General features: G+C 60.3%; 18 protein-coding genes and 1 pseudogene. 11 read left to right on the forward strand and 8 right to left on the reverse strand.

From position 1 onward, the window contains the following. Positions 1–554 precede the first annotated feature (554 nt). The 6 genes from katG to VF436_RS05185 all read left to right on the forward strand — a co-directional run bounded on the left by katG (position 555) and on the right by VF436_RS05185 (position 6,037). Positions 555–2,804, forward strand: coding sequence for a catalase/peroxidase HPI (katG, locus tag VF436_RS05165; RefSeq protein ID WP_330902934.1), 2,250 nt, complete (start codon positions 555–557; stop codon positions 2,802–2,804). A gap of 435 nt (positions 2,805–3,239) precedes the next feature. Beyond that, positions 3,240–3,521 carry a tautomerase family protein gene (locus tag VF436_RS21680; protein ID WP_414649815.1) on the forward strand — a complete coding sequence of 94 codons (282 nt, stop codon included), beginning with the start codon at positions 3,240–3,242 and terminating at the stop codon, positions 3,519–3,521. 33 nt (positions 3,522–3,554) lie between these two features. Continuing rightward, positions 3,555–4,610 carry a nitronate monooxygenase family protein gene (locus VF436_RS05170; protein ID WP_330902935.1) on the forward strand — a complete coding sequence of 352 codons (1,056 nt, stop codon included), beginning with the start codon at positions 3,555–3,557 and terminating at the stop codon, positions 4,608–4,610. A 123-nt stretch (positions 4,611–4,733) separates the two neighbouring features. Further along, positions 4,734–5,069, forward strand: a complete 336-nt coding sequence (locus tag VF436_RS05175; RefSeq protein ID WP_330902936.1) for a metalloregulator ArsR/SmtB family transcription factor — start codon at positions 4,734–4,736, stop codon at positions 5,067–5,069. Further along, the gene (locus VF436_RS05180; RefSeq protein WP_330902937.1) at positions 5,066–5,626 is read left to right on the forward strand and encodes an SRPBCC family protein; all 561 of its coding nucleotides are present in this window, start codon (positions 5,066–5,068) and stop codon (positions 5,624–5,626) included. Before VF436_RS05175 ends, VF436_RS05180 begins: the two co-directional genes overlap by 4 nt. 12 nt (positions 5,627–5,638) lie before the next feature. Next, on the forward strand, positions 5,639–6,037 hold the full coding sequence (locus VF436_RS05185) for a DUF1801 domain-containing protein (protein WP_330902938.1): 399 nt from the start codon (positions 5,639–5,641) through the stop codon (positions 6,035–6,037). A 19-nt stretch (positions 6,038–6,056) separates the two neighbouring features. Here VF436_RS05185 and VF436_RS05190 read toward each other — a convergent pair whose 3' ends face one another. Together VF436_RS05190 and VF436_RS05195 are read right to left on the reverse strand one after the other, a co-directional pair. Beyond that, positions 6,057–6,389 (reverse strand): hypothetical protein, encoded by a 333-nt coding sequence (locus tag VF436_RS05190; protein WP_330902939.1) that lies wholly within the window; start codon positions 6,387–6,389, stop codon positions 6,057–6,059. 500 nt (positions 6,390–6,889) lie between these two features. Beyond that, a pseudogene (locus VF436_RS05195) lies at positions 6,890–7,108 on the reverse strand (transposase); the annotation flags it as partial. Between the two features lie 94 nt (positions 7,109–7,202). On the opposite strand from VF436_RS05195, the gene VF436_RS05200 reads away from it, so the two are divergent. Continuing rightward, positions 7,203–7,649 carry a tetratricopeptide repeat protein gene (locus tag VF436_RS05200; RefSeq protein ID WP_330902940.1) on the forward strand — a complete coding sequence of 149 codons (447 nt, stop codon included), beginning with the start codon at positions 7,203–7,205 and terminating at the stop codon, positions 7,647–7,649. Between the two features lie 181 nt (positions 7,650–7,830). On the opposite strand, the gene VF436_RS05205 is transcribed toward VF436_RS05200, so the two are convergent. After that, complete coding sequence (locus VF436_RS05205) at positions 7,831–8,739, reverse strand: LysR family transcriptional regulator (RefSeq protein WP_330902941.1); 909 nt, start codon at positions 8,737–8,739, stop codon at positions 7,831–7,833. A gap of 112 nt (positions 8,740–8,851) precedes the next feature. Between VF436_RS05205 and VF436_RS05210 the strand changes: the two genes are divergently transcribed. After that, the gene (locus tag VF436_RS05210) at positions 8,852–9,727 is read left to right on the forward strand and encodes an aldo/keto reductase family oxidoreductase (protein ID WP_330902942.1); all 876 of its coding nucleotides are present in this window, start codon (positions 8,852–8,854) and stop codon (positions 9,725–9,727) included. 220 nt (positions 9,728–9,947) lie between these two features. Here the strand turns inward: VF436_RS05210 and VF436_RS05215 are convergent, their stop codons facing one another. Then, on the reverse strand, positions 9,948–11,192 hold the full coding sequence (locus VF436_RS05215; RefSeq protein WP_330902943.1) for a delta-60 repeat domain-containing protein: 1,245 nt from the start codon (positions 11,190–11,192) through the stop codon (positions 9,948–9,950). Positions 11,193–11,580: 388 nt separating this feature from the next. Here VF436_RS05215 and VF436_RS05220 point away from each other — a divergent pair, with 388 nt between their 5' ends. Together VF436_RS05220 and VF436_RS05225 are read left to right on the forward strand one after the other, a co-directional pair. After that, a complete protein-coding gene (locus tag VF436_RS05220) occupies positions 11,581–11,949 on the forward strand; it encodes a PadR family transcriptional regulator (protein ID WP_330902944.1) in 369 nt (122 codons plus the stop codon). Continuing rightward, complete coding sequence (locus VF436_RS05225) at positions 11,946–12,836, forward strand: sensor domain-containing protein (RefSeq protein WP_330902945.1); 891 nt, start codon at positions 11,946–11,948, stop codon at positions 12,834–12,836. The genes VF436_RS05220 and VF436_RS05225 overlap by 4 nt, the downstream gene beginning before the upstream one ends. A gap of 71 nt (positions 12,837–12,907) precedes the next feature. Here VF436_RS05225 and VF436_RS05230 read toward each other — a convergent pair whose 3' ends face one another. The 3 genes from VF436_RS05230 to VF436_RS05240 form a co-directional block, all read right to left on the reverse strand. Further along, positions 12,908–14,113: a DUF1501 domain-containing protein gene (locus tag VF436_RS05230; protein WP_330902946.1), complete on the reverse strand. Its 1,206-nt coding sequence runs from the start codon at positions 14,111–14,113 to the stop codon at positions 12,908–12,910. 19 nt (positions 14,114–14,132) lie between these two features. Then, positions 14,133–15,680, reverse strand: coding sequence for a DUF1800 domain-containing protein (locus VF436_RS05235; RefSeq protein WP_414649814.1), 1,548 nt, complete (start codon positions 15,678–15,680; stop codon positions 14,133–14,135). A 126-nt stretch (positions 15,681–15,806) separates the two neighbouring features. Continuing rightward, entirely contained in the window at positions 15,807–16,094 is a 288-nt protein-coding gene (locus VF436_RS05240) for a hypothetical protein (protein ID WP_330902947.1), read from the reverse strand. 81 nt (positions 16,095–16,175) lie between these two features. Here VF436_RS05240 and VF436_RS05245 point away from each other — a divergent pair, with 81 nt between their 5' ends. Beyond that, positions 16,176–16,781 (forward strand): class I SAM-dependent methyltransferase, encoded by a 606-nt coding sequence (locus tag VF436_RS05245; protein ID WP_330902948.1) that lies wholly within the window; start codon positions 16,176–16,178, stop codon positions 16,779–16,781. Positions 16,782–16,974: 193 nt separating this feature from the next. On the opposite strand, the gene VF436_RS05250 is transcribed toward VF436_RS05245, so the two are convergent. Further along, on the reverse strand, positions 16,975–17,671 hold a 697-nt coding region (locus VF436_RS05250), incomplete at its 5' end, for a DJ-1/PfpI family protein (RefSeq protein ID WP_330902949.1).

The raw sequence follows: 17,671 nt of genomic DNA on the forward strand, positions 1-17,671 counted from the left end.
GGCTACTCGCTTACCATGCTTAGCTGGTCCTACCCCAATCGCGACAAGTCGACGTCGGGCAACTGGGTGCGTTGCGTGCAGGCACCCGATGTCGCCACGCAAGCGACCGTGGCTGGGCGGCCATAAGCGGGTGCAGGGGCATGGCAGCACGTATACGAAAACTGGCGCTGCCTGTGGGCTGTTCGAATGCAATCGCCGGTTTTGCCTGCGCCCTTCGCAGCGGTTTTCCGGTCGCTGGCGGCGATGGGCTTGGCGGTGGATCAGCGCTGTTTTGTCATAGCCTTAGTCTATCAATAGCATTGCAACAATCGAATTCTATTGATGGTCGCATTTACGTAGATTAGGCCAAAGTAGGTAGGTCGATGCCCGCCAGCGCTTCTCGCATACATGCCATGTCAGTCAGCGGCACATGGCGTCGTATCACGATGAAGTAACGCTGGCTCGCTTTCCGTGCAAGGACCGCCAGGGCTCCTCGGACAGGCCCCTGGAAACACTTCCCAGCCTTCAAGCCAGACAAGAACGTGTAGTGGGTTGATCCCCGAAGGAGATGAAACATGTCGAACGAAGCAAAGTGCCCATTCAATCATGCTGCCGGTGGCGGAACGACCAACCGGGACTGGTGGCCCAAGCAGTTGCGCCTGGATCTGCTCGCCCAGCATTCGGATAAGTCCGACCCGATGGGCAAGGGCTTCAACTATGCCGATGCCTTCAAGAAGCTCGACTTGGCGGCAGTGAAGAAGGATCTCGCTGCGTTGATGACCGATTCGCAGGACTGGTGGCCCGCCGACTTTGGTCATTACGGTCCGTTGTTCATTCGCATGGCCTGGCATAGCGCCGGTACCTACCGCGTCGGTGACGGTCGTGGTGGCGCGGGGCGCGGTCAGCAACGCTTTGCTCCGCTGAACAGTTGGCCGGATAACGTGAGCCTCGACAAGGCGCGCCGTCTGCTGTGGCCGATCAAGCAGAAGTATGGCCAGAACATCTCCTGGGCGGATCTACTGATCCTCACCGGCAACGTCGCGCTTGAGACCATGGGCTTCAAGACCTTCGGCTTCGCGGGTGGCCGCCAGGATACCTGGGAGCCAGACCAGGACGTGTACTGGGGTAACGAGAAAACCTGGCTGGGCGGCGATGTGCGCTATGGCAAAGGCGCCGCCGGTCGCGATGACGAGGAGGGAGTCATCGTTGCCGACGAAGCATTGCACGGCGAAGAAGCCAGTCGCACCGATGCCGGCCGTCATCTGGAAAACCCATTGGCCGCGGTGCAGATGGGCCTGATCTACGTCAATCCTGAAGGCCCGGATGGTAACCCCGACCCGATCGCCGCGGCCCACGATATTCGCGATACGTTCGGGCGCATGGCAATGGACGATGAGGAGACCGTCGCGTTGATTGCCGGCGGCCATACCTTCGGCAAGACTCACGGCGCCGGTCCGGCCGACCACGTGGGCCCGGAACCGGAAGGCGCCGACCTGGAGAACCAGGGCCTGGGGTGGAAGAACAGCTTCGGAACCGGCAAGGGGGCCGACACCATTACCAGCGGCCTGGAAGTAACCTGGACCACCACGCCGACCCAGTGGGGCAGCGGGTTCTTCGAGAATCTGTTTGGCTACGAGTGGGAGCTGACCAAGAGCCCGGCCGGTGCCCACCAATGGGTCGCCAAGGGCGCCGACGAAACCATTCCACATGCGCACGATGCATCGAAGAAGCTGCGCCCCACCATGCTCACCACCGATCTCGCGTTGCGATTCGACCCCGCGTACGAGGCGATCTCTCGCCGGTTCCTGGAACATCCCGACCAGTTTGCTGATGCCTTCGCACGCGCGTGGTTCAAGCTGACCCACCGTGACATGGGCCCGCGCGCCCGTTACCTGGGTCCGGAAGTTCCCGCCGAGGAACTGCTGTGGCAAGACCCGATCCCGGCCGTGAATCACCCCCTCGTCGATGCCAATGACGTGGTCGCGCTCAAGCAGAAGATCCAGGCTTCGGGGCTTTCAGTGACGCAACTGGTCTCCACGGCGTGGGCCTCGGCGGCGACCTTCCGCGGTTCGGACATGCGTGGTGGCGCCAACGGTGCGCGTATCCGCCTGGCGCCGCAGAAAGACTGGGAAGTGAACCAGCCCGAGCAGTTGGCCAAGGTGCTCAAGACCCTTGAGGGTATCCAGGCTGAGTTCAACGGTGCGCAGTCGGGCAAGCAGGTATCGCTAGCCGACCTGATCGTGCTGGCCGGTGGCGTAGGTATCGAGCAGGCCGCCAAGAAAGCCGGTCACACGGTAGATGTCCCGTTCTCGCCCGGTCGTATGGATGCCTCGCAGGATCAGACCGATGTGCATTCGGTCGGCATGCTTGAACCTTATGCCGATGGCTTCCGCAACTACGTAAAGGGTCACTCGCGCATTCCCGCCGAGCATCTGTTGGTTGATCGCGCCCAGTTATTGACCTTGACAGCACCGGAGATGACCGTCTTGGTGGGTGGCTTGCGTGCGCTGAATGTCGGCGGCAAGGACTCCCATGGTGTATTCACCGACCGCCCGGAAACGTTGACCAACGACTTCTTCCGCAACCTGCTCGACATGAGCACGGAATGGAAAGCGGTATCGAGCGATACGTTCGAGGGTCGCGATCGCAAGACTGGCAAATCGAAATGGAAGGGCAGCCGCGTGGACCTGGTATTTGGCTCACATGCGCAACTGCGTGCATTGAGCGAGGTCTATGCCAGCGAAGATGCGCAAGAGAAGTTCGTCAAGGACTTCATCGCAGCCTGGGTCAAGGTGATGAACCTGGATCGTTTCGACCTCAAGTAATACGTTGAACCATGGTCCCCGCCGAGGCGTTGATCTCGGCGGGGATTTTTTATGTCTTCGCCTCAAGACCCTGGCGCCACTCAATTAGGAGCCACTTCAATGGCGATGCAAGATGCGAGGCAGTCGCAGCTTGGAGGTTTAAAGCCGCAGTCGGCGACTGAATCGCCCATTGCGTCGCGAATGAATGGGCTGCAGCAGGCCAGGCACGTTGCGATCTTGACATTTCAAGGGCGACGCATGTCGATTCCTTGGCTTTGGTGCATGTCCCTCCTGTCCCTGGCACTCCTCACGCCTCAAACAACGAACGCTCCTCGGCAAACCTGCGCAGCAGATCATCCGTCACGGTGCGAATAGTCAGAGCCTTGCGATCCCGCCTGCACGCCGGCAACGAAGTGTTTCGCGCTGGCGGTATCGATTCCGACTGGCAAACTCTTAATCCGGGCGGCTTTCGCCCCAGGTAATGCGGCGACAACGCCAAACGTCAACGTCAAAGCGACCCGCGAAAGTAGTGCTCCGGGTGCAAGTGACACAGTACCTGAGCGCAAGAAAGCCCTGCCCAAGGCAGTTACCCACCTGCTGCATGAAATCGTGGGCAGGCCACCGCGCTTGGCTTTTGTGTTGCTTGAAGAAGTGGAACTGGAAAACGTGAGTGTCGGCAGCATCATCACGCTGGAGCATCGTCAGCAACTCACCCGATCGAAACACCAGGCGGAGTAAAATAACCGGCTGGCAAATCAAGGCGCGAACGTCATGAATCATGCGCAGGACAACCGCATTCTCTCCTTGTTCGGTATCGAACTGCCTGTGATCCAGGCGCCGATGGCCGGTTCCACGACACCGCAGATGGTGATCGCGGCCAGCGAAGCGGGTGGATTGGGTTCCTTGCCCGGTGCGTCGCTTTCCGTCGAGCAGATGAAAACCGCGCTGGATCAGATTCGCGCCGCCACCGCCAAGCCGATCAATCTCAACTTCTTCGCGCACCAAAGTCCGCAGCCTGACCCGGTCGGTCAATTGGCCTGGCGTTCGCTGCTGGCGCCCTATTATGTGGAGCAGGGGCTCGATCCGGCGAGCGCACCACCCTCGGCGGGTCGAGCCCCTTTTGATGAAAGCTATTGCGAGGTGGTCGAAGCTTATCGTCCCGAGGTCGTCAGTTTTCATTTTGGCCTGCCTGCGCAGGCGCTTTGGGATCGGGTGAAGAGTACAGGTGCGAAAATCATCGCGTCGGCGACCACCGTGGCCGAAGCGCGCTGGCTTGCCGAACGCGGCGTGGATGCGGTCATTGCGATGGGCTACGAGGCCGGCGGCCATCGCGGTAATTTCCTCAGCGATGACATGTCCACCCAGGTGGGCACGATGGCCCTGGTGCCCCAAGTGGTCGATGCGGTGGATATTCCCGTGATCGCGGCCGGCGGCATTGCCGATCGACGCGGTGTGCGCGCGGCGTTCGCGCTGGGCGCGTCCGCCGTTCAAGTGGGCACCGCATACCTGTATACGCCCGAGGCGAGCATTCCGGCCTACTATCGCGAGGCCTTGCACCGTGTGCGCGACGACAGCACGGCAGTCACCAATGTGTTTACGGGGCGTCCCGCGCGCGGCATTGTCAATCGGCTGATCGGCGAGATCGGTCCGCTCTCGACGTTGGCGCCAGCCTTTCCGACGGCAGGTGGCGCGCTGGTGCCGCTGCGTGCAGTCACCGAGAAAGCAGGCAGTGGCCAGTTCAGCAATATGTGGGCCGGGCAGGGTGCGGCACTCGCACGCGATCGGTCATCGGCCGAACTGACGCGTTATCTCGGCACCCCTGGCTGATGCGCAACGGGCGAGCTTCGCGACTCCCGCAGACGTCTTCCGTAAACCCGGCCTGATCGCCCGCTCCGCTCACGGTATGCACAAGCGTTGACACATATATTCCTTTGTAGTTATATAACCCGCATGGAATCCGCGTTCACCATCATTGCCGAGCCAAGCCGGCGCGCCATTCTGGGGTTGCTTGCATCCGCCGAGCATTCGGTGGGCGACCTAGAAGAGGCCCTGGGCTTGTCGCAACCGTCCGTCTCCAAGCACCTGCGTGTGTTACGCGAAGCGGGCTTTGTGGAGTCGCGTGTCGATGCCCAACGCCGTTTGTATCGGATTCGTCCCGAGCCCTTGATGGAAATCGATGCGTGGCTTGAGCCATTCCGACGCTACTGGTCCACACACGTCGATGCGCTGGAACGCCATCTCGATCGCATGCACCCCGAACCAAGTCGCAAGGGTAAAAAACGATGAGCAGCCGCAGCAATTACAAGCCGGGCCCGGCCACGGGCGCCACGGTGGATAAGCAGGGTGACACATGGACGCTAGTGCTCGTGCGCGAACTTCGCCACACGCCGAAACAGGTGTGGGAAGCACTTACCGATCCGACGAACTTGCGCGAATGGGCCCCCTTCGATGCCGACCGCAACATGGGCACCGTGGGCAAGGTAACCCTGAGCACGGTAGGCACACCAACGCCGCAGGCTTCCGAGACCGAAGTGACCTGTGCGCAAGCGCCACACCTGCTGCAATACCGTTGGGGCGACAACGAAATGCGTTGGCAGCTGGAGCCCTATGGCACCGGCACAAGGCTGACCCTGTGGCATAGCATCGATCGTCGCTATATCGCGATGGGGGCGGCAGGCTGGCATATCTGCATCGATGTGCTTGATCGCTTGTTGGGTGAACAGCCGCTTGGTCGCATTGTCGGCGCCGAGGCGATGAAGCACGACTGGCTGCGCCTGAACACCGAATACGCCAAGCAATTTGGCATGGAGCCTCAGAAGTGGCCGCCAACCAGTGGCACCTGAGCGGAGCACGCCATGACGCCTTCCGAACATATCGATCAGCTCATCGCCGGCATCGCCGACTGGCGCGGCAAAACCTTGGCCGACTTGCGCAAGACCATCCTCGCCGTCGATAAGGAGATCGTCGAGGAATGGAAATGGATGGGGAGTCCGGTGTGGTCCTGCGATGGCATCCTTGCCGTGGGCAATGCGCACAAGGGCAAGGTCAAGCTCACCTTCATGCATGGCGCCCGTCTCGCCGATCCAGATCGCCTGTTCAACGCCGGTCTCGAAGGCAACGCGCGTCGTGCCATCGATTTCTTCGAGGGCGACAAGATTCCCCAGCAGGCGCTCAAGCGACTTATTCGCGAGGCTATGGCGTTCAATCAACGCAAGTCGAAGAAGTCTGCGGTGAAGTCACGCAAGTCATCCTGACCGAGAGTGCTCGACGGAGTCACTCATTCAGGCAGCCATCCATGGGAGTAGGCTCCCCCTCCATCAGTTCTTGCCGCATCTCGCGCAACAGCACGGCGTCGCGTAGCAATTGCCTGAGGACATCGAGGCTGCGGCGAAGCGCATCAAGTCCTGGTTCGTAGCGTTGATGAATATCGGCGAGCCGCAGCGCGTTGATCAACAGGGAGTCGAGTGCCTGATCGGTATCCACGGCCTGAATCGGCGCATGCCGCAGGCAGTAGTCGCATAGATCCAGGCCGTGGCGTACATGCAGCAAGGCATGTTCGACCCGGTACGTCGGCGTGGCATAAGTAGATGAAAGATAAGGAAACATGTGGCTCCGGCCCAAAGGCCCGCCACCCATGGAAGGGTGGCGGACGTGTCGGGGTCGAAAACCGGTACTAGTCAGGCATACACCGGCAGGGCCTGGGCCCTCCCGACACGCCCGCCATAATTATTATGGCAGCAGGGCGCCGTAACGCTCACAAAAGAAGCGCCGTAGGCGTTACGGCGCTTTTCAACGCCTGGCTAGTAAACGGGTTTCGACACCCGGCCCCCGTGGTTGCGGAGGCGACACCAAGCTTCACCCAAGGCAAAAAGAACGGTCTATAGAAATACGCTTAATTTTGCAGATAGTGGCTTGATATGCTGAGTCGATCACGTTTTGTCGGCGGCAGCGTCAGTGTGCAGGCTGGACGACGCATAGGTGGGGCAATCTTGAGGGAACCATCGCCGTACAGTTTGTGTTGATGTTTCAGTTCTGAATGGCTCGCATAGCGACATAGGGAGCACAGGCCTAAGTGTCCGCAACCTGGATACCGGTTGATCTTGCCCCTCTTCCAAGTACATCTTGCGCAGTCGCGAGTTCTGCGCTTCCAGTTCCTTCATCCGAGCCATCAGCGACACGTCCATCCGGCCGTACTTGCTGCGCCAGTTGTAGAACGTCGCCGTGCTGACGCCCAGCTCCCCGGCAAATCTCCGGCACCGCTACGCCAGCTTCAGCGCGCTTGAGCGCTTCCATGATCTGGCTATCTGTCACTTCGACTTCTTCATTGCGTAGAACTCCCTTTGCTGGAAATTCTACTTCTGATCCCGCTTACTGGGCGGGAGGATTACCGCAGCACCAGGGAGCAGCGAGAAAATTAAAATGAAATCGAAAAATAGTAACTATTTGGCCGCAGAAAAATTACTAAGCAAGGGGGGCAATCAAAGTGATGCTCTTCCTTTGCTTGAAGCGGCTGTCGAGGAGGGCGATACGCCCGCCATGTACGCGCTTGGTACGTGGTATCTGTTCGGAAACGCGGTCAGGAAGAATGTTGCCAAGGCGATCCGACTCATAAGAATCGCGGCGGAAGATAATGTGGCTGACGCGGCTTACGATCTCGCGGTGAGCTATGAGCTTGGTACTGGCGTGAAGAAAAACTTAGATCTCGCGGCCAAGTTTTATCTGAGGGCATTTCTTTTTGGAGACAAGCAGGCAGGCGTCGAACTGGAGCGGCTTCTATATTGGGACCTGAAGCAGATCTCTGCGAAGATGATGTCGCGAGAGATCGGAAGGTACCTGGCGTCGATTGGCGTGGCTGCGGCCGAGTAAAAGCTTTCCTGGGTCATGAGTGCTTCGAATGATGTCTCGCGCTACGGTAGCGCAGGCGTCGTTTTGCCAGCATATCCGCGCCTTCTTTTCGCTTCTAGCGATAGATCCTTGGAGGGCTTGGTGTCGAAGTTCCATAGACCTTGTTGGCCCAGCCAAAGCGCGAGTGAACGCAAAGATCATTCTAGGTGTTGCCTGGCCCGTTTCGTATGAAGTCGACGAAGGCCCGCAGCGGCGCCGGCAAATGGCGCCGGCCTGGATAGTAGAGAAAAGGCCCGGTAAAACGGGGCCACCAGGGCTCCAGGATCGGCACCAGGGCTCCGGTGTTGAAGTGCGGCTGCAACCATTCCTCGAACAGATAGACGATGCCCAGGCCGCCGACGGCCGAATCCACCGCCAGATCCGCCGCGGCGCCTAGGCGCACCATCAGCGGGCCGGTGGGGTTTATCAACAGCGTTTCGCCATCGCGCTCGAATTCCCAGGCAGGAATCGATCCGCTGGAGAATTGCCCGCGCAAGCAAAGATGGTTGAGCAGGTCGCGCGGATGCAGCGGTTGCCCTCGCGCTGCCAGGTATTCGGGCGACGCGCCCGCGGCGAAACGCTGCGTGGGCGGGCCAATCGGCACGGCGATCATGTCCTGCTCCAGCCGTTCGTCGTAGCGGATGCCCGCGTCACAGCCGGCAGCCAGCATGTCGACAAAGCTGTCCTCGACGATGATTTGCAGCTTGATTTCCGGATACGCCTTGAGAAAGGGTGGCACGATCGACGGCAGCACCAGGCGTGACACGCTGGCCGGAACATTGAGCTTCAAGGTGCCGCTGGGACGGTCGCGAAAATGGTTCACGACATCCAGTGCCGCTTCCACTTCGCCCAAGGCCGGGGCAAGGCGTTCGGCCAGCCGAGCCCCCACCTCGGTGGGTGACACGCTACGGGTGGTGCGGTTGAGCAGGCGCACGCCCAGGCGTGCTTCCAGGCGTCGTACGGCTTCGCTGAGGCTGGATGCCGATTGGCCGCTGATGCGCGCGGCTTCCCGAAAGCCCCCGGCACGGGTCACGGACAGAAATGCGAAAAGATCCTGGAAATCGGTGGTCATTGTTCGGCATTCCGCACAACCTGTGCCGATTTCAACGGATTATCGTGCAATCGGTCAATCCCTATAGTTTCCTCATGCCCGATCCGGGTCATCCCTCGTGAGGAGATATTCCATGGCTGATCTTTCCAAGGCAGGCAGCTTTTTGTTGGGCGACCGTCGCGTCATACGCATGGGCTACGGTGCCATGCAACTGGCCGGTCCGGGTGTGTTCGGCCCACCCAAGGATCGCGAGGCGGCCCTGGCCGTATTGCGTGAAGTGGTGGCGTCGGGCGTGAACCATATCGACACCAGTGATTTCTATGGCCCACATGTCACCAATCAGCTGATCCGCGAGGCGCTGCATCCCTACACCGATGGCTTGACCATCGTGACCAAGGTGGGCGCCAAGCGTGGTGACGATGCCTCGTGGAATCCGGCACAAAGCCCGGCGGAGTTGAAGCAGGCGGTGCACGACAATCTTCGCAATCTCGGTGTCGAGGTGTTGGACGTAGTAAACCTGCGCATCATGGGCGACGTGCACAAGCCCAGTGAAGCATCCATTGCCGAACAATTCACCGTGCTGGCCGAATTGCGCGAGCAGGGACTGATTCGCCACCTGGGCGTAAGCAACGCCACGTCCAGTCAGGTCAAGGAAGCCCAGGGCATTGCGCCGGTAGTGTGTGTGCAGAACCATTACAACCTGGTGCACCGCGAGGACGAGGCGCTGATCCACGAGTTGAACGAAAAAGGCATTGCCTATGTGCCGTTCTTCCCCCTGGGTGGTTTTACGCCCGTGCAATCCAACACGTTGTCCGAAGTGGCCAAGCGTCTGGGCACCACACCGATGCAGGTGGCGCAGGCATGGCTGCTAGCCCGTTCGCCTAACATTCTGCTGATTCCAGGCACATCGTCGGTAGGTCATCTGCGCGAAAACCTCGCGGCTGCCGAACTGGTGCTCTCCAACGAAGTTTTGGCCGAATTGGAAGGCATCGCCTCCAGCCATGGCTAAAAGACCTGTAGATACCGTCTCGCGCCGATCTAAGTAAGTCGCGACGTGGTCGCGGCTTGGAGGTTTTCAAAGCTCCGATCTGCGACTGAATCGCAGATCGCATCGCGAATGAGTTAGCTCCTGCAAGGTGAGCGAACGGCTGGAGTAAACACCCTCTCGCAACAAGTGAGAGGGTGTTTTCTTGCTATCGCTGCTTAAACGGGCAGCCTCCCATATCTACTTACTGATAGCGTGCAATCACGAAGGCCGTCGGTGAGTTGCCATAGCCGGCGACGACGATCTTGCCGTCGCTCTGTATAGCGAGTCCCTGGACGGCGGCATTCGTGCTGGCGACAGCCGTGACAACGGGGCCGAAACTATCATCCTGGTTGCCGGAGGCGTCGTAGCGATTCAAGGTCAACTGGCGGTAGCTGCCGGTGCTGGCATAGCCGCCGATAATGATGCCCCCATTGACATCGATGGCAACGTCGTTGCCGATCGCGTCGCTGTTGCCGATGGGAGTGAGCACTTTGCCACTACCCAAACCAAAGCTGCTATCCAGTGCGCCGGTGCTGGTGTAACGAACGGCGGCCAGTTGATAGTGGCCGTTGCTCGTGCTGTTGGCATAGCCGGCCGCGACGAGGTTGCCGTCACCTTGAACGGCCAGCGACGTAGCGATGGAGGCGTTACCGCTGAACGTGCCGCCCACATGGGTCAGCACCTTGCCGCCGGTTCCGAACGTGGTGTCCAGTGCACCGGTCGTGGTGTAGCGCGTCAATGCGAACACGGTGCCTGTACTTGACGCGTAACCGGCCAGAACGGGTTTGCCATCTGCCTGGATGACCAGACTGTTGGCAACGGCAGAGCCGGTGCCCACCGCCGAGGTGACACTGCCGGAGCCGCTGCCGAAGCTGTAATCCAGGGTTCCCGTGCTGGTCAGGCGCGCCAGCGCGAAGCTGGAACCGGCATAGCCGGCAACCCAGATGGAATTGCCTTGTACGGCAACGGCATAGGCTTCCGAAGCGCCTGCATAGAAATTGATGGTCGCCTTGCCCGAGCTGCCAAAGGTGCTGTCCAGCGAGCCATCGGTGTTGTAGCGATAAATCGTGAAATTGCGCGTGGAGTTGAAGTTGGGGCACGACGTGCCGGCAACCACGATCTTGCCGTCTGCTTGCAGGGCCAATGCATGCGCCTGTCCAGGGCAACTACCCGATGGGGTGGTCGTGACCTTGCCGGTGCCATTGAAACTCGTATCGAGTTGACCGCTGCTCGTGTAGCGAGCCAGCGTAAAATCGCCGGTGGCATCCTGGCCGGCGCTGACCATCCGCCCATCCGGCTGGATCACGATACGGGCAGCGGCACCGTAGCTGCCAAACGCCGTTGACGTGATGCCTGCCGAACCGAATGTGGGATCCAGTGATGCGGCCTGCGCGGACGTCGCAAATGCGCCAGCGACGCTGATGGCCATGCCGAACGATATTTTCATCCTGTTACTGATCATTGCTTGTTCTCCCTGTTCAACTGCGTTGGATCGAGACGCGGATCGGTTCGCCGACGCTTGTGGCGTGGCGGTGATGCGTACGACATGTCTTGAAGCGGTCACGCATATGGCTTTCTCAGCCATACATGACATGGAGCCGGGCAAGGTGGAGCGAATCGAGGCTCAAGCGAGACCCGGTGCCATAGCTCTGAAAATTCCCCCGTTGCTTGACCAGGCGTCGAGCCGGCTCCAGACAAGCTTGCTCCCGACAGCTCTCACTGATTGAGACCTGTCGCGTTGCGTTGAGGCGGCGCCCATGACCTCCTACCCATGACCTAGTGTGAAGTTCGCACTATCGTTGACTCATGGGTAAGCCGACCTGCGGGTGAGGCCGATGGATGATATCGCTGGCCATTTGAAGAAATTCCAGAAGGAATTGGCTGCCGGGACCGTGTCGCTGGTGCTGCTGGCTGTGCTGGGGCAATCGCGCCAGGCGCTTTACGGCTATCAGATCGCCAAGCGGCTCGAAGACGTAGGGCAGGGCGTGCTGGCGGGGAAGCAGAGCGCGCTTTACCCGGTGCTGCGCAACATGGAGGCATCCGGTTTGCTGCAAAGCGAAGTGGAGCCTTCCGTGAGCGGGCCGCCTCGGCGCTATTACCGCATCACGCGCCTCGGGCGCGATGTTTTACGCGAATGGGTGGCGGCGTGGGAGGCCACGCGCCAGTCCGTCGATACCGTTCTGCAAGGAGGAGGGGTTGCATGAATACGCCGCGCACGATTGCCGAGTACCTGGATCAGTTGCGCGCCGCCTTGCGCGGTGCCGATCCGGCGATGATCCAGGATGCCTTGTACGATGCAGAGGAACATCTGCGCGCGGAGCTGGCCGAGCAGCCGGGACGTAGCGAGCAGGACATGCTGGCGCACGTGGTGGGCAGCTACGGAGCTCCGGAAGAGGTGGCCGAGATCTACCGCGACCAGGAGATCAAAATCCAGCGGGCCTTGCGCCCACCGCAGCCACCCAGGCGCCGCACCTGGATCGGCCGCTTCTTTGGCGTTGCCGCCGATGCACGAACCTGGGGCGCGTTGTTTTACATGGTCCTGGCGCTGGCGACTGGCATTTTCTATTTTGTCTGGGCGGTGACCGGCGTATCGCTGTCGGCCGGGCTTGCCGTGCTGATCATCGGCATTCCTTTCATCATTCTCTTTCTGGGCACGGTGCGGGTGCTTTCGCTGGTGGAGGGGCGCATCGTGGAGACCATGCTCGGCGTGCGCATGCCTCGTCGCCCGCCCTATACCGCGCGCGATACCTCGTTGATGAAACGTATCGGCATGCTTTTCACCGATGCTCATACCTGGACGACGCTGTTCTACATGGTGTTGATGCTGCCGCTGGGCATCATCTATTTCACCATCACCATCACCTTGCTCAGCGTGGCCTTCAGCTTTATTGGCGCACCGGCGATTTACCTGATGGGCGATATAAACCTGAACTTGGTCTACAACGACACGCATCTGGACAATCCGGTATTGATCGGCCTGATCTGCCTACTTGGTGTCGTATTGCTTTTCGCCACCCTGCATCTGGTGCGTGGCCTGGGCAAGTTGCATGGGTATATCGCCAAGCATTTGCTGGTGCCGCGAGGCGAGTGAAGCCGGCGCGAGCTGCGCCGGCGGCCGACTTTACCCTTTACTGCTCGCTCGGCGAGCGACTTCTGCCGTGCTCACACCAATCCCAGGTTCTTCGGCTTGGCGCCGGGAAACACGGTTTGCAATTGCGAGCCTGAGAGCCCCCAGGTCTTGGCCAGCATGCCGCCCAGCATGTCGCGGTAGTTGGTGAGAACAGGGTAATCGCGGTTCTGTAGAAGGCTCTGTTGATTGACGGCCACCTGCTCGCCAGCGATGCGACCACCGTTGACCTTGCCGCCGAGCACCCAGTACACGGTGCCATGACCGTGGTCGGTGCCGCGGTTGCCGTTTTCGCGGAACGTACGACCGAACTCGGAAACCACCACGACGATGGTGTTGTTCCACTCGTCGCCCAGGGCGTTGGCGTACGCGGCCAGACCCTGGCCGAGGTTGCTCAGGTTATTGGCAAGCTGGCCACTGGTGCTGCCCTGGTTGACGTGGGTATCCCAGCCACCGACGTCGACAAAACCCAGGCGGTATTGATCGCGCATCAGTGTGGCAATGCGCTGGGTTTCATCGGCGAAATTCTTGGCCGTGGCTGCGCCGCGGTTGGCCTTCATCATTTCATCCTGCAATTCCTTCGATACCTTCTGGCGCAGGTCCAGGCCATCACTGGCGGCGGCAGCCAGCGGCGTGCCCTGGTACATGCCCGACAGGATCGCCGACTGGCGCTCGTCAAAGGCGGGCTTGCCCACGCCGCGCAGCGAGATATTGGGAATATCACGCTTGCCGCCCTGAAAACTAAGGGGCAATGCGTCGGTGAAGGCGATGGAAGGCACCGTGGTCATGGTCCCCGATAGCCGGGCCAGGAAGCCCGAGCGATAGTCGGTGCGTTCCCCGGTGGGCTCGCCCGATTCAATGTTGTCCTGCGTTTCGAAATGGCTGCGCGACATGTCGTCGGTGCCGGCAAAGGGTACGAAGGCAATCTGTTTGCGTTGCCACAACGGATAGATCGAATCCTTCAGGACCGGGTTGAGCCCCCAGTGGCTGTCCAGGGCGATGGCGCTGTTGGGATTGCTGGCATCGGGCTTGGCGATTGCGAGCGTAGGGCGCGACTGGTAGTAGAAGTCGCTGCTGTAGGGCACCAGCAGGTTGTTGCAGTCATAGCCGCCACGCAGGAACACCAGCAGGAAACGCGGTGTGCTGGCCGGTGCGGCAAACAGCTTGCCGGAGTAGCTCAGCAGGGATGGCCCGGCGAGCGCGGCGGTGGCGGCGGAGAACAGGAATTGGCGGCGATTCATGAGTGGCCTCGGGTATCGCTTAGCGGAAATTGAAATCGGGCGACGACAACAGGAAGGTATTCCACTCCTGCTGGCTGGCGGCCTTGGCGAGCGCATCGCGCGTGGCAGCCGAAAGGTTCGGTTCGATCGCGTCGTAATACAGCCGCGTGGTCAGCATTGGAAAACCGGCGCCCACCTTCGGGCTGCCTTCGGGCGTGAACAGGCGATTGTCGCCGGTGCCAATGGCGCGGGCGATCTCAAAACGCTTGGACATCTGCCCGGAACTGGACCAGCCGGTAGAATCGAGTGGCCAGCCATCAGGCGTCAGGCGTCCGAACACGGGTTCGCCAAGCTGGTTCATCCAGTTGAGCAAGGGCTTGGCGTTGACCAGGGGCTTGCCGTCATAGGCAAGGCGTACGGATGAAACGACGAACTGAGTCGGGTCCTTGAACTTCTTGCCACGTGTGGCGAGCAGTTCCTTGGACTCGAACATCGTGCGCAACACCTTGGCGATATCGCCGTCGCTGCGGCGGAAGGTGTGCGCCATCCTGTCCACCAGGGCTTGCGGTGGCTGGTCGCCGACGAAGTACTCGGCGATCTTGCGCGAGACGAACTGCGCACAGGCCGGTTGGCGCGTGATCAGGTCCACGGCCTGCTCGACCTCCTTGAAGCCCGAGCCCTTGATGGTCTGGCCCAGTAATGTCTTGTCGCTGAAATCGTGGCGATTCGGATTGAATTCGAACACGCCCTGGCGAATGTACAACGGCTGCATTTGCGGACTGAGCCGGGGCGGCTGGTTGTCCCGCTTGGGCGGTACGATGCCTGAGCCGGTGAGAATCAATGCCAGTTGCTGCACGTCCTGCTGCGAATAGCCGCCGTGCACGCCAAGCGTGTGCAACTCCATCAATTCGCGCGCATAGTTCTCGTTGACGTGGCCTTTGGCGTTCTGCGCGTTATCGAGGAATTCCAGCATCGCCGGACTTTCCAGGGTCGCCATGACCAGGTCGCGGAACTTGCCTAGCGCGTGCGGACGGATGGTGTTCTGCGCATAGTCCGACGCCACCCAGCGAATACGGCCCTTGGCGGCATACACGCTGAAGTGGTTGAGCCAGAACCAGACCATCTGTTCCTTGAGCTGGTTGCCACCGTAGACGGCTCGCAACATTTCGGTCTGTTGGGCCTGCTGCAACAAATCGTTGGCATGCTGCTGCTGGAACTTGCGCGCATCAGCCTTGGCGTCGCCTTCGGGCATGTCCTTGATCTTCTGCTGTTCGTCCTGCAAGCCGATGAGCAGATCGTTGGTGGAGGTATGGTTGACCTCGTAGCTGGCCAGCAACTGGCTGATTTCGGGCGGCAGGTCGTCGCCGATGCGATCGGACAACTGCTCATCGAGATAGCGGGACCTGCCCAGATCGCGGTAGCGCGCCACGGTGGCGCTGTTGAGGTCGAACCCATCACGCCGTAGCCAGGCGATATCATCCTGGCTGAGCGTGCCTTCGCGTGCAGCCATCGCGGGCATGGCCCCCAGGCTGGTGAGTGAAAACGCAAGCCACAAGCAAGCGACGCGTCGAACAGTCGGGTTTTCCATGTGAACCATTCACGGCATTGAGGTTGTTGCTAGCTTCAACGCAAAGGCATGCCGTGGCGACGACACGATTGGCCAAATCGGTCGTTTGGATTCGGTAAGGATTCATGCTGTCGCAAGAAATTGCGATCAAAACTCCTCGACCATCTCCGCCACGGCATCCAGCCGCCTGGCTTCCAGTTCGATGACATTGCGCACCACATCGGCACGCTTGCTGCTATCGGCTTCCACTTCGATAAAGAACATCTCGCTGCGGTTGTCTTCCACCGACTCGCTGGAGCTGGAATCGTCGCGGGTGAACTGAGTCGGATCATCCAGTTCCTCCACGCGATCGACGCCGTCGATACTGTGCAGAGTGGCGATCAGCGCATCGGCGTGCGTGCGATTGCCGAACAGGCGAACGCGAATCATGGGCATGCGGGTTTCCTCTGAACCTTAGGTGGTTTTGATGCTCGCGCCCAGGGTGTGTGGATCGGGTGATGCCGCTACCATGGGCTCATGACGAAACTTTACGATCAGGCTTATTTCGACAAGTGGTATCGCCACCCGACCCATGCCGTGGGATCACCCGCGGAGCTTCGGCGCAAGGTGGCCATGGTGGTGGCACAGGCCGAGTACTACCTGGGCCGACCCATTCGCAACGTACTGGATGTGGGCTGTGGCGAGGCGCCCTGGCGTGCCCCGTTGCGAGCCTTGCGTCCGGGTATCCGTTATCGTGGGCTCGATGCCAGTGAATACGTTGTACGGCGTTATGGGCGCTCACGGCAGATCGGATTGGCCAGTTTCGCGCAACTGGAACATCTACGCTTCGAGGAGCGTTTCGACCTGATCGTTTGCAGCGATGTATTGCATTACCTCAAACCGCGCGAGATCCAGGGTGGCTTGCACGGGATCGTCGAGATGCTGCAAGGCATCGCTTTCCTGGAGCTGTTCACCAGCAAGGATGACGTCGACGGTGACCAGCAGGGCTTTTACCGGCGCCCACCAAGCTGGTACCTGAAAGCTTTTCGCGCGGCGGGGCTGTTACCCTGCGGCTCGCACTGCTACCTGGGACCGCGCCTGGAGCGCCAGATCGCAGCACTGGAGCGTGCCCAGTTGTCTTAGGAGCGAATTCATTTGCGAAGCAAGTCGCGACGAGGTCGCGGCTTGGAGCTTTCACAAGCTCCATCTGCGCTCAATCGCGACTGGCGTCGCGACCAAAGCCGCTCTCCGGCGAGGGCGATCCGAGGCTGAGACCCAGCGCTCCGGCTTGCAGATCGACTCACGGTGAAAATCGCCCCCAAGCGGCCGGGCGATATCAACGATCTCGCGTCAACACCAGCGGTGTCTCCTTGCCGTCTTGCTGGAATATGCCATCAAGCTGGCTGCCGTCGGCATTACCTTTGCCCTCGAAGGTGGCGGGATGTCCGGCAATATTGAATGCAATGCTGCTCTTGCCATTGCCACCACCGAGCCGGGTGGTCACACCCTTTACTTGTTGTGCCGGGATGTCGGCGGTTGCGCTCGTGCTGGCGCCTTCGGTGACCAGATGCACGATGACTTTAGCCCCCGAACCCAGCGTGCCGCTCCAATCCTCGCGCTTGATGGGCGTGGTGAGCTGGGAAATACCCTGGTTGGTTTTCCAGCCCGTACCTTGGTATTCCATGTAATCGGCAGTCTGCTGGGCCACGTCCTGACCGAAGCGTTCGGCGACCAGGTGCAACGATAGATCCACGCCTGACGTCAATCCGCCGGCCGTGTAGGTCGTCGGATCGGACTGGACGTAACGAACCTCGCGCACCAGCTTCACGGCGGGATGCTGGGTCTGCATGTCGCCGAAATACCAATGGTGGGTGGTGGCGGGCTTGCCATCGAGCAAGCCTGCCTCGGCGAGCTTGAATGCTCCGGTGCAGACTGATACCACAGTCTTGTTTTGCGCGTGAATCTTTTGTAGCCATTGCGACATGCCATCGCCACCTCTTTGCGCGCCGACAATCACGATATCCGGTATATGC

This window comes from Dyella sp., from assembly GCF_036384435.1.
Taxonomy (GTDB): domain Bacteria; phylum Pseudomonadota; class Gammaproteobacteria; order Xanthomonadales; family Rhodanobacteraceae; genus GSA-30.

Bases quoted from the DNA above. Each gene is read 5' to 3' on its own strand.
- katG (WP_330902934.1), top strand. From the start codon at position 555: ATGTCGAACGAAGCAAAGTGCCCATTCAATCATGCTGCCGGTGGCGGA.
- VF436_RS05170 (WP_330902935.1), top strand. From the start codon at position 3,555: ATGAATCATGCGCAGGACAACCGCATTCTCTCCTTGTTCGGTATCGAA.
- VF436_RS05175 (WP_330902936.1), top strand. From the start codon at position 4,734: ATGGAATCCGCGTTCACCATCATTGCCGAGCCAAGCCGGCGCGCCATT.
- VF436_RS05180 (WP_330902937.1), top strand. From the start codon at position 5,066: ATGAGCAGCCGCAGCAATTACAAGCCGGGCCCGGCCACGGGCGCCACG.
- VF436_RS05185 (WP_330902938.1), top strand. From the start codon at position 5,639: ATGACGCCTTCCGAACATATCGATCAGCTCATCGCCGGCATCGCCGAC.
- VF436_RS05190 (WP_330902939.1), bottom strand. From the start codon at position 6,389: ATGTTTCCTTATCTTTCATCTACTTATGCCACGCCGACGTACCGGGTC.
- VF436_RS05200 (WP_330902940.1), top strand. From the start codon at position 7,203: ATGAAATCGAAAAATAGTAACTATTTGGCCGCAGAAAAATTACTAAGC.
- VF436_RS05205 (WP_330902941.1), bottom strand. From the start codon at position 8,739: ATGACCACCGATTTCCAGGATCTTTTCGCATTTCTGTCCGTGACCCGT.
- VF436_RS05210 (WP_330902942.1), top strand. From the start codon at position 8,852: ATGGCTGATCTTTCCAAGGCAGGCAGCTTTTTGTTGGGCGACCGTCGC.
- VF436_RS05215 (WP_330902943.1), bottom strand. From the start codon at position 11,192: ATGAAAATATCGTTCGGCATGGCCATCAGCGTCGCTGGCGCATTTGCG.
- VF436_RS05220 (WP_330902944.1), top strand. From the start codon at position 11,581: ATGGATGATATCGCTGGCCATTTGAAGAAATTCCAGAAGGAATTGGCT.
- VF436_RS05225 (WP_330902945.1), top strand. From the start codon at position 11,946: ATGAATACGCCGCGCACGATTGCCGAGTACCTGGATCAGTTGCGCGCC.
- VF436_RS05230 (WP_330902946.1), bottom strand. From the start codon at position 14,113: ATGAATCGCCGCCAATTCCTGTTCTCCGCCGCCACCGCCGCGCTCGCC.
- VF436_RS05235 (WP_414649814.1), bottom strand. From the start codon at position 15,680: ATGGAAAACCCGACTGTTCGACGCGTCGCTTGCTTGTGGCTTGCGTTT.
- VF436_RS05240 (WP_330902947.1), bottom strand. From the start codon at position 16,094: ATGCCCATGATTCGCGTTCGCCTGTTCGGCAATCGCACGCACGCCGAT.
- VF436_RS05245 (WP_330902948.1), top strand. From the start codon at position 16,176: ATGACGAAACTTTACGATCAGGCTTATTTCGACAAGTGGTATCGCCAC.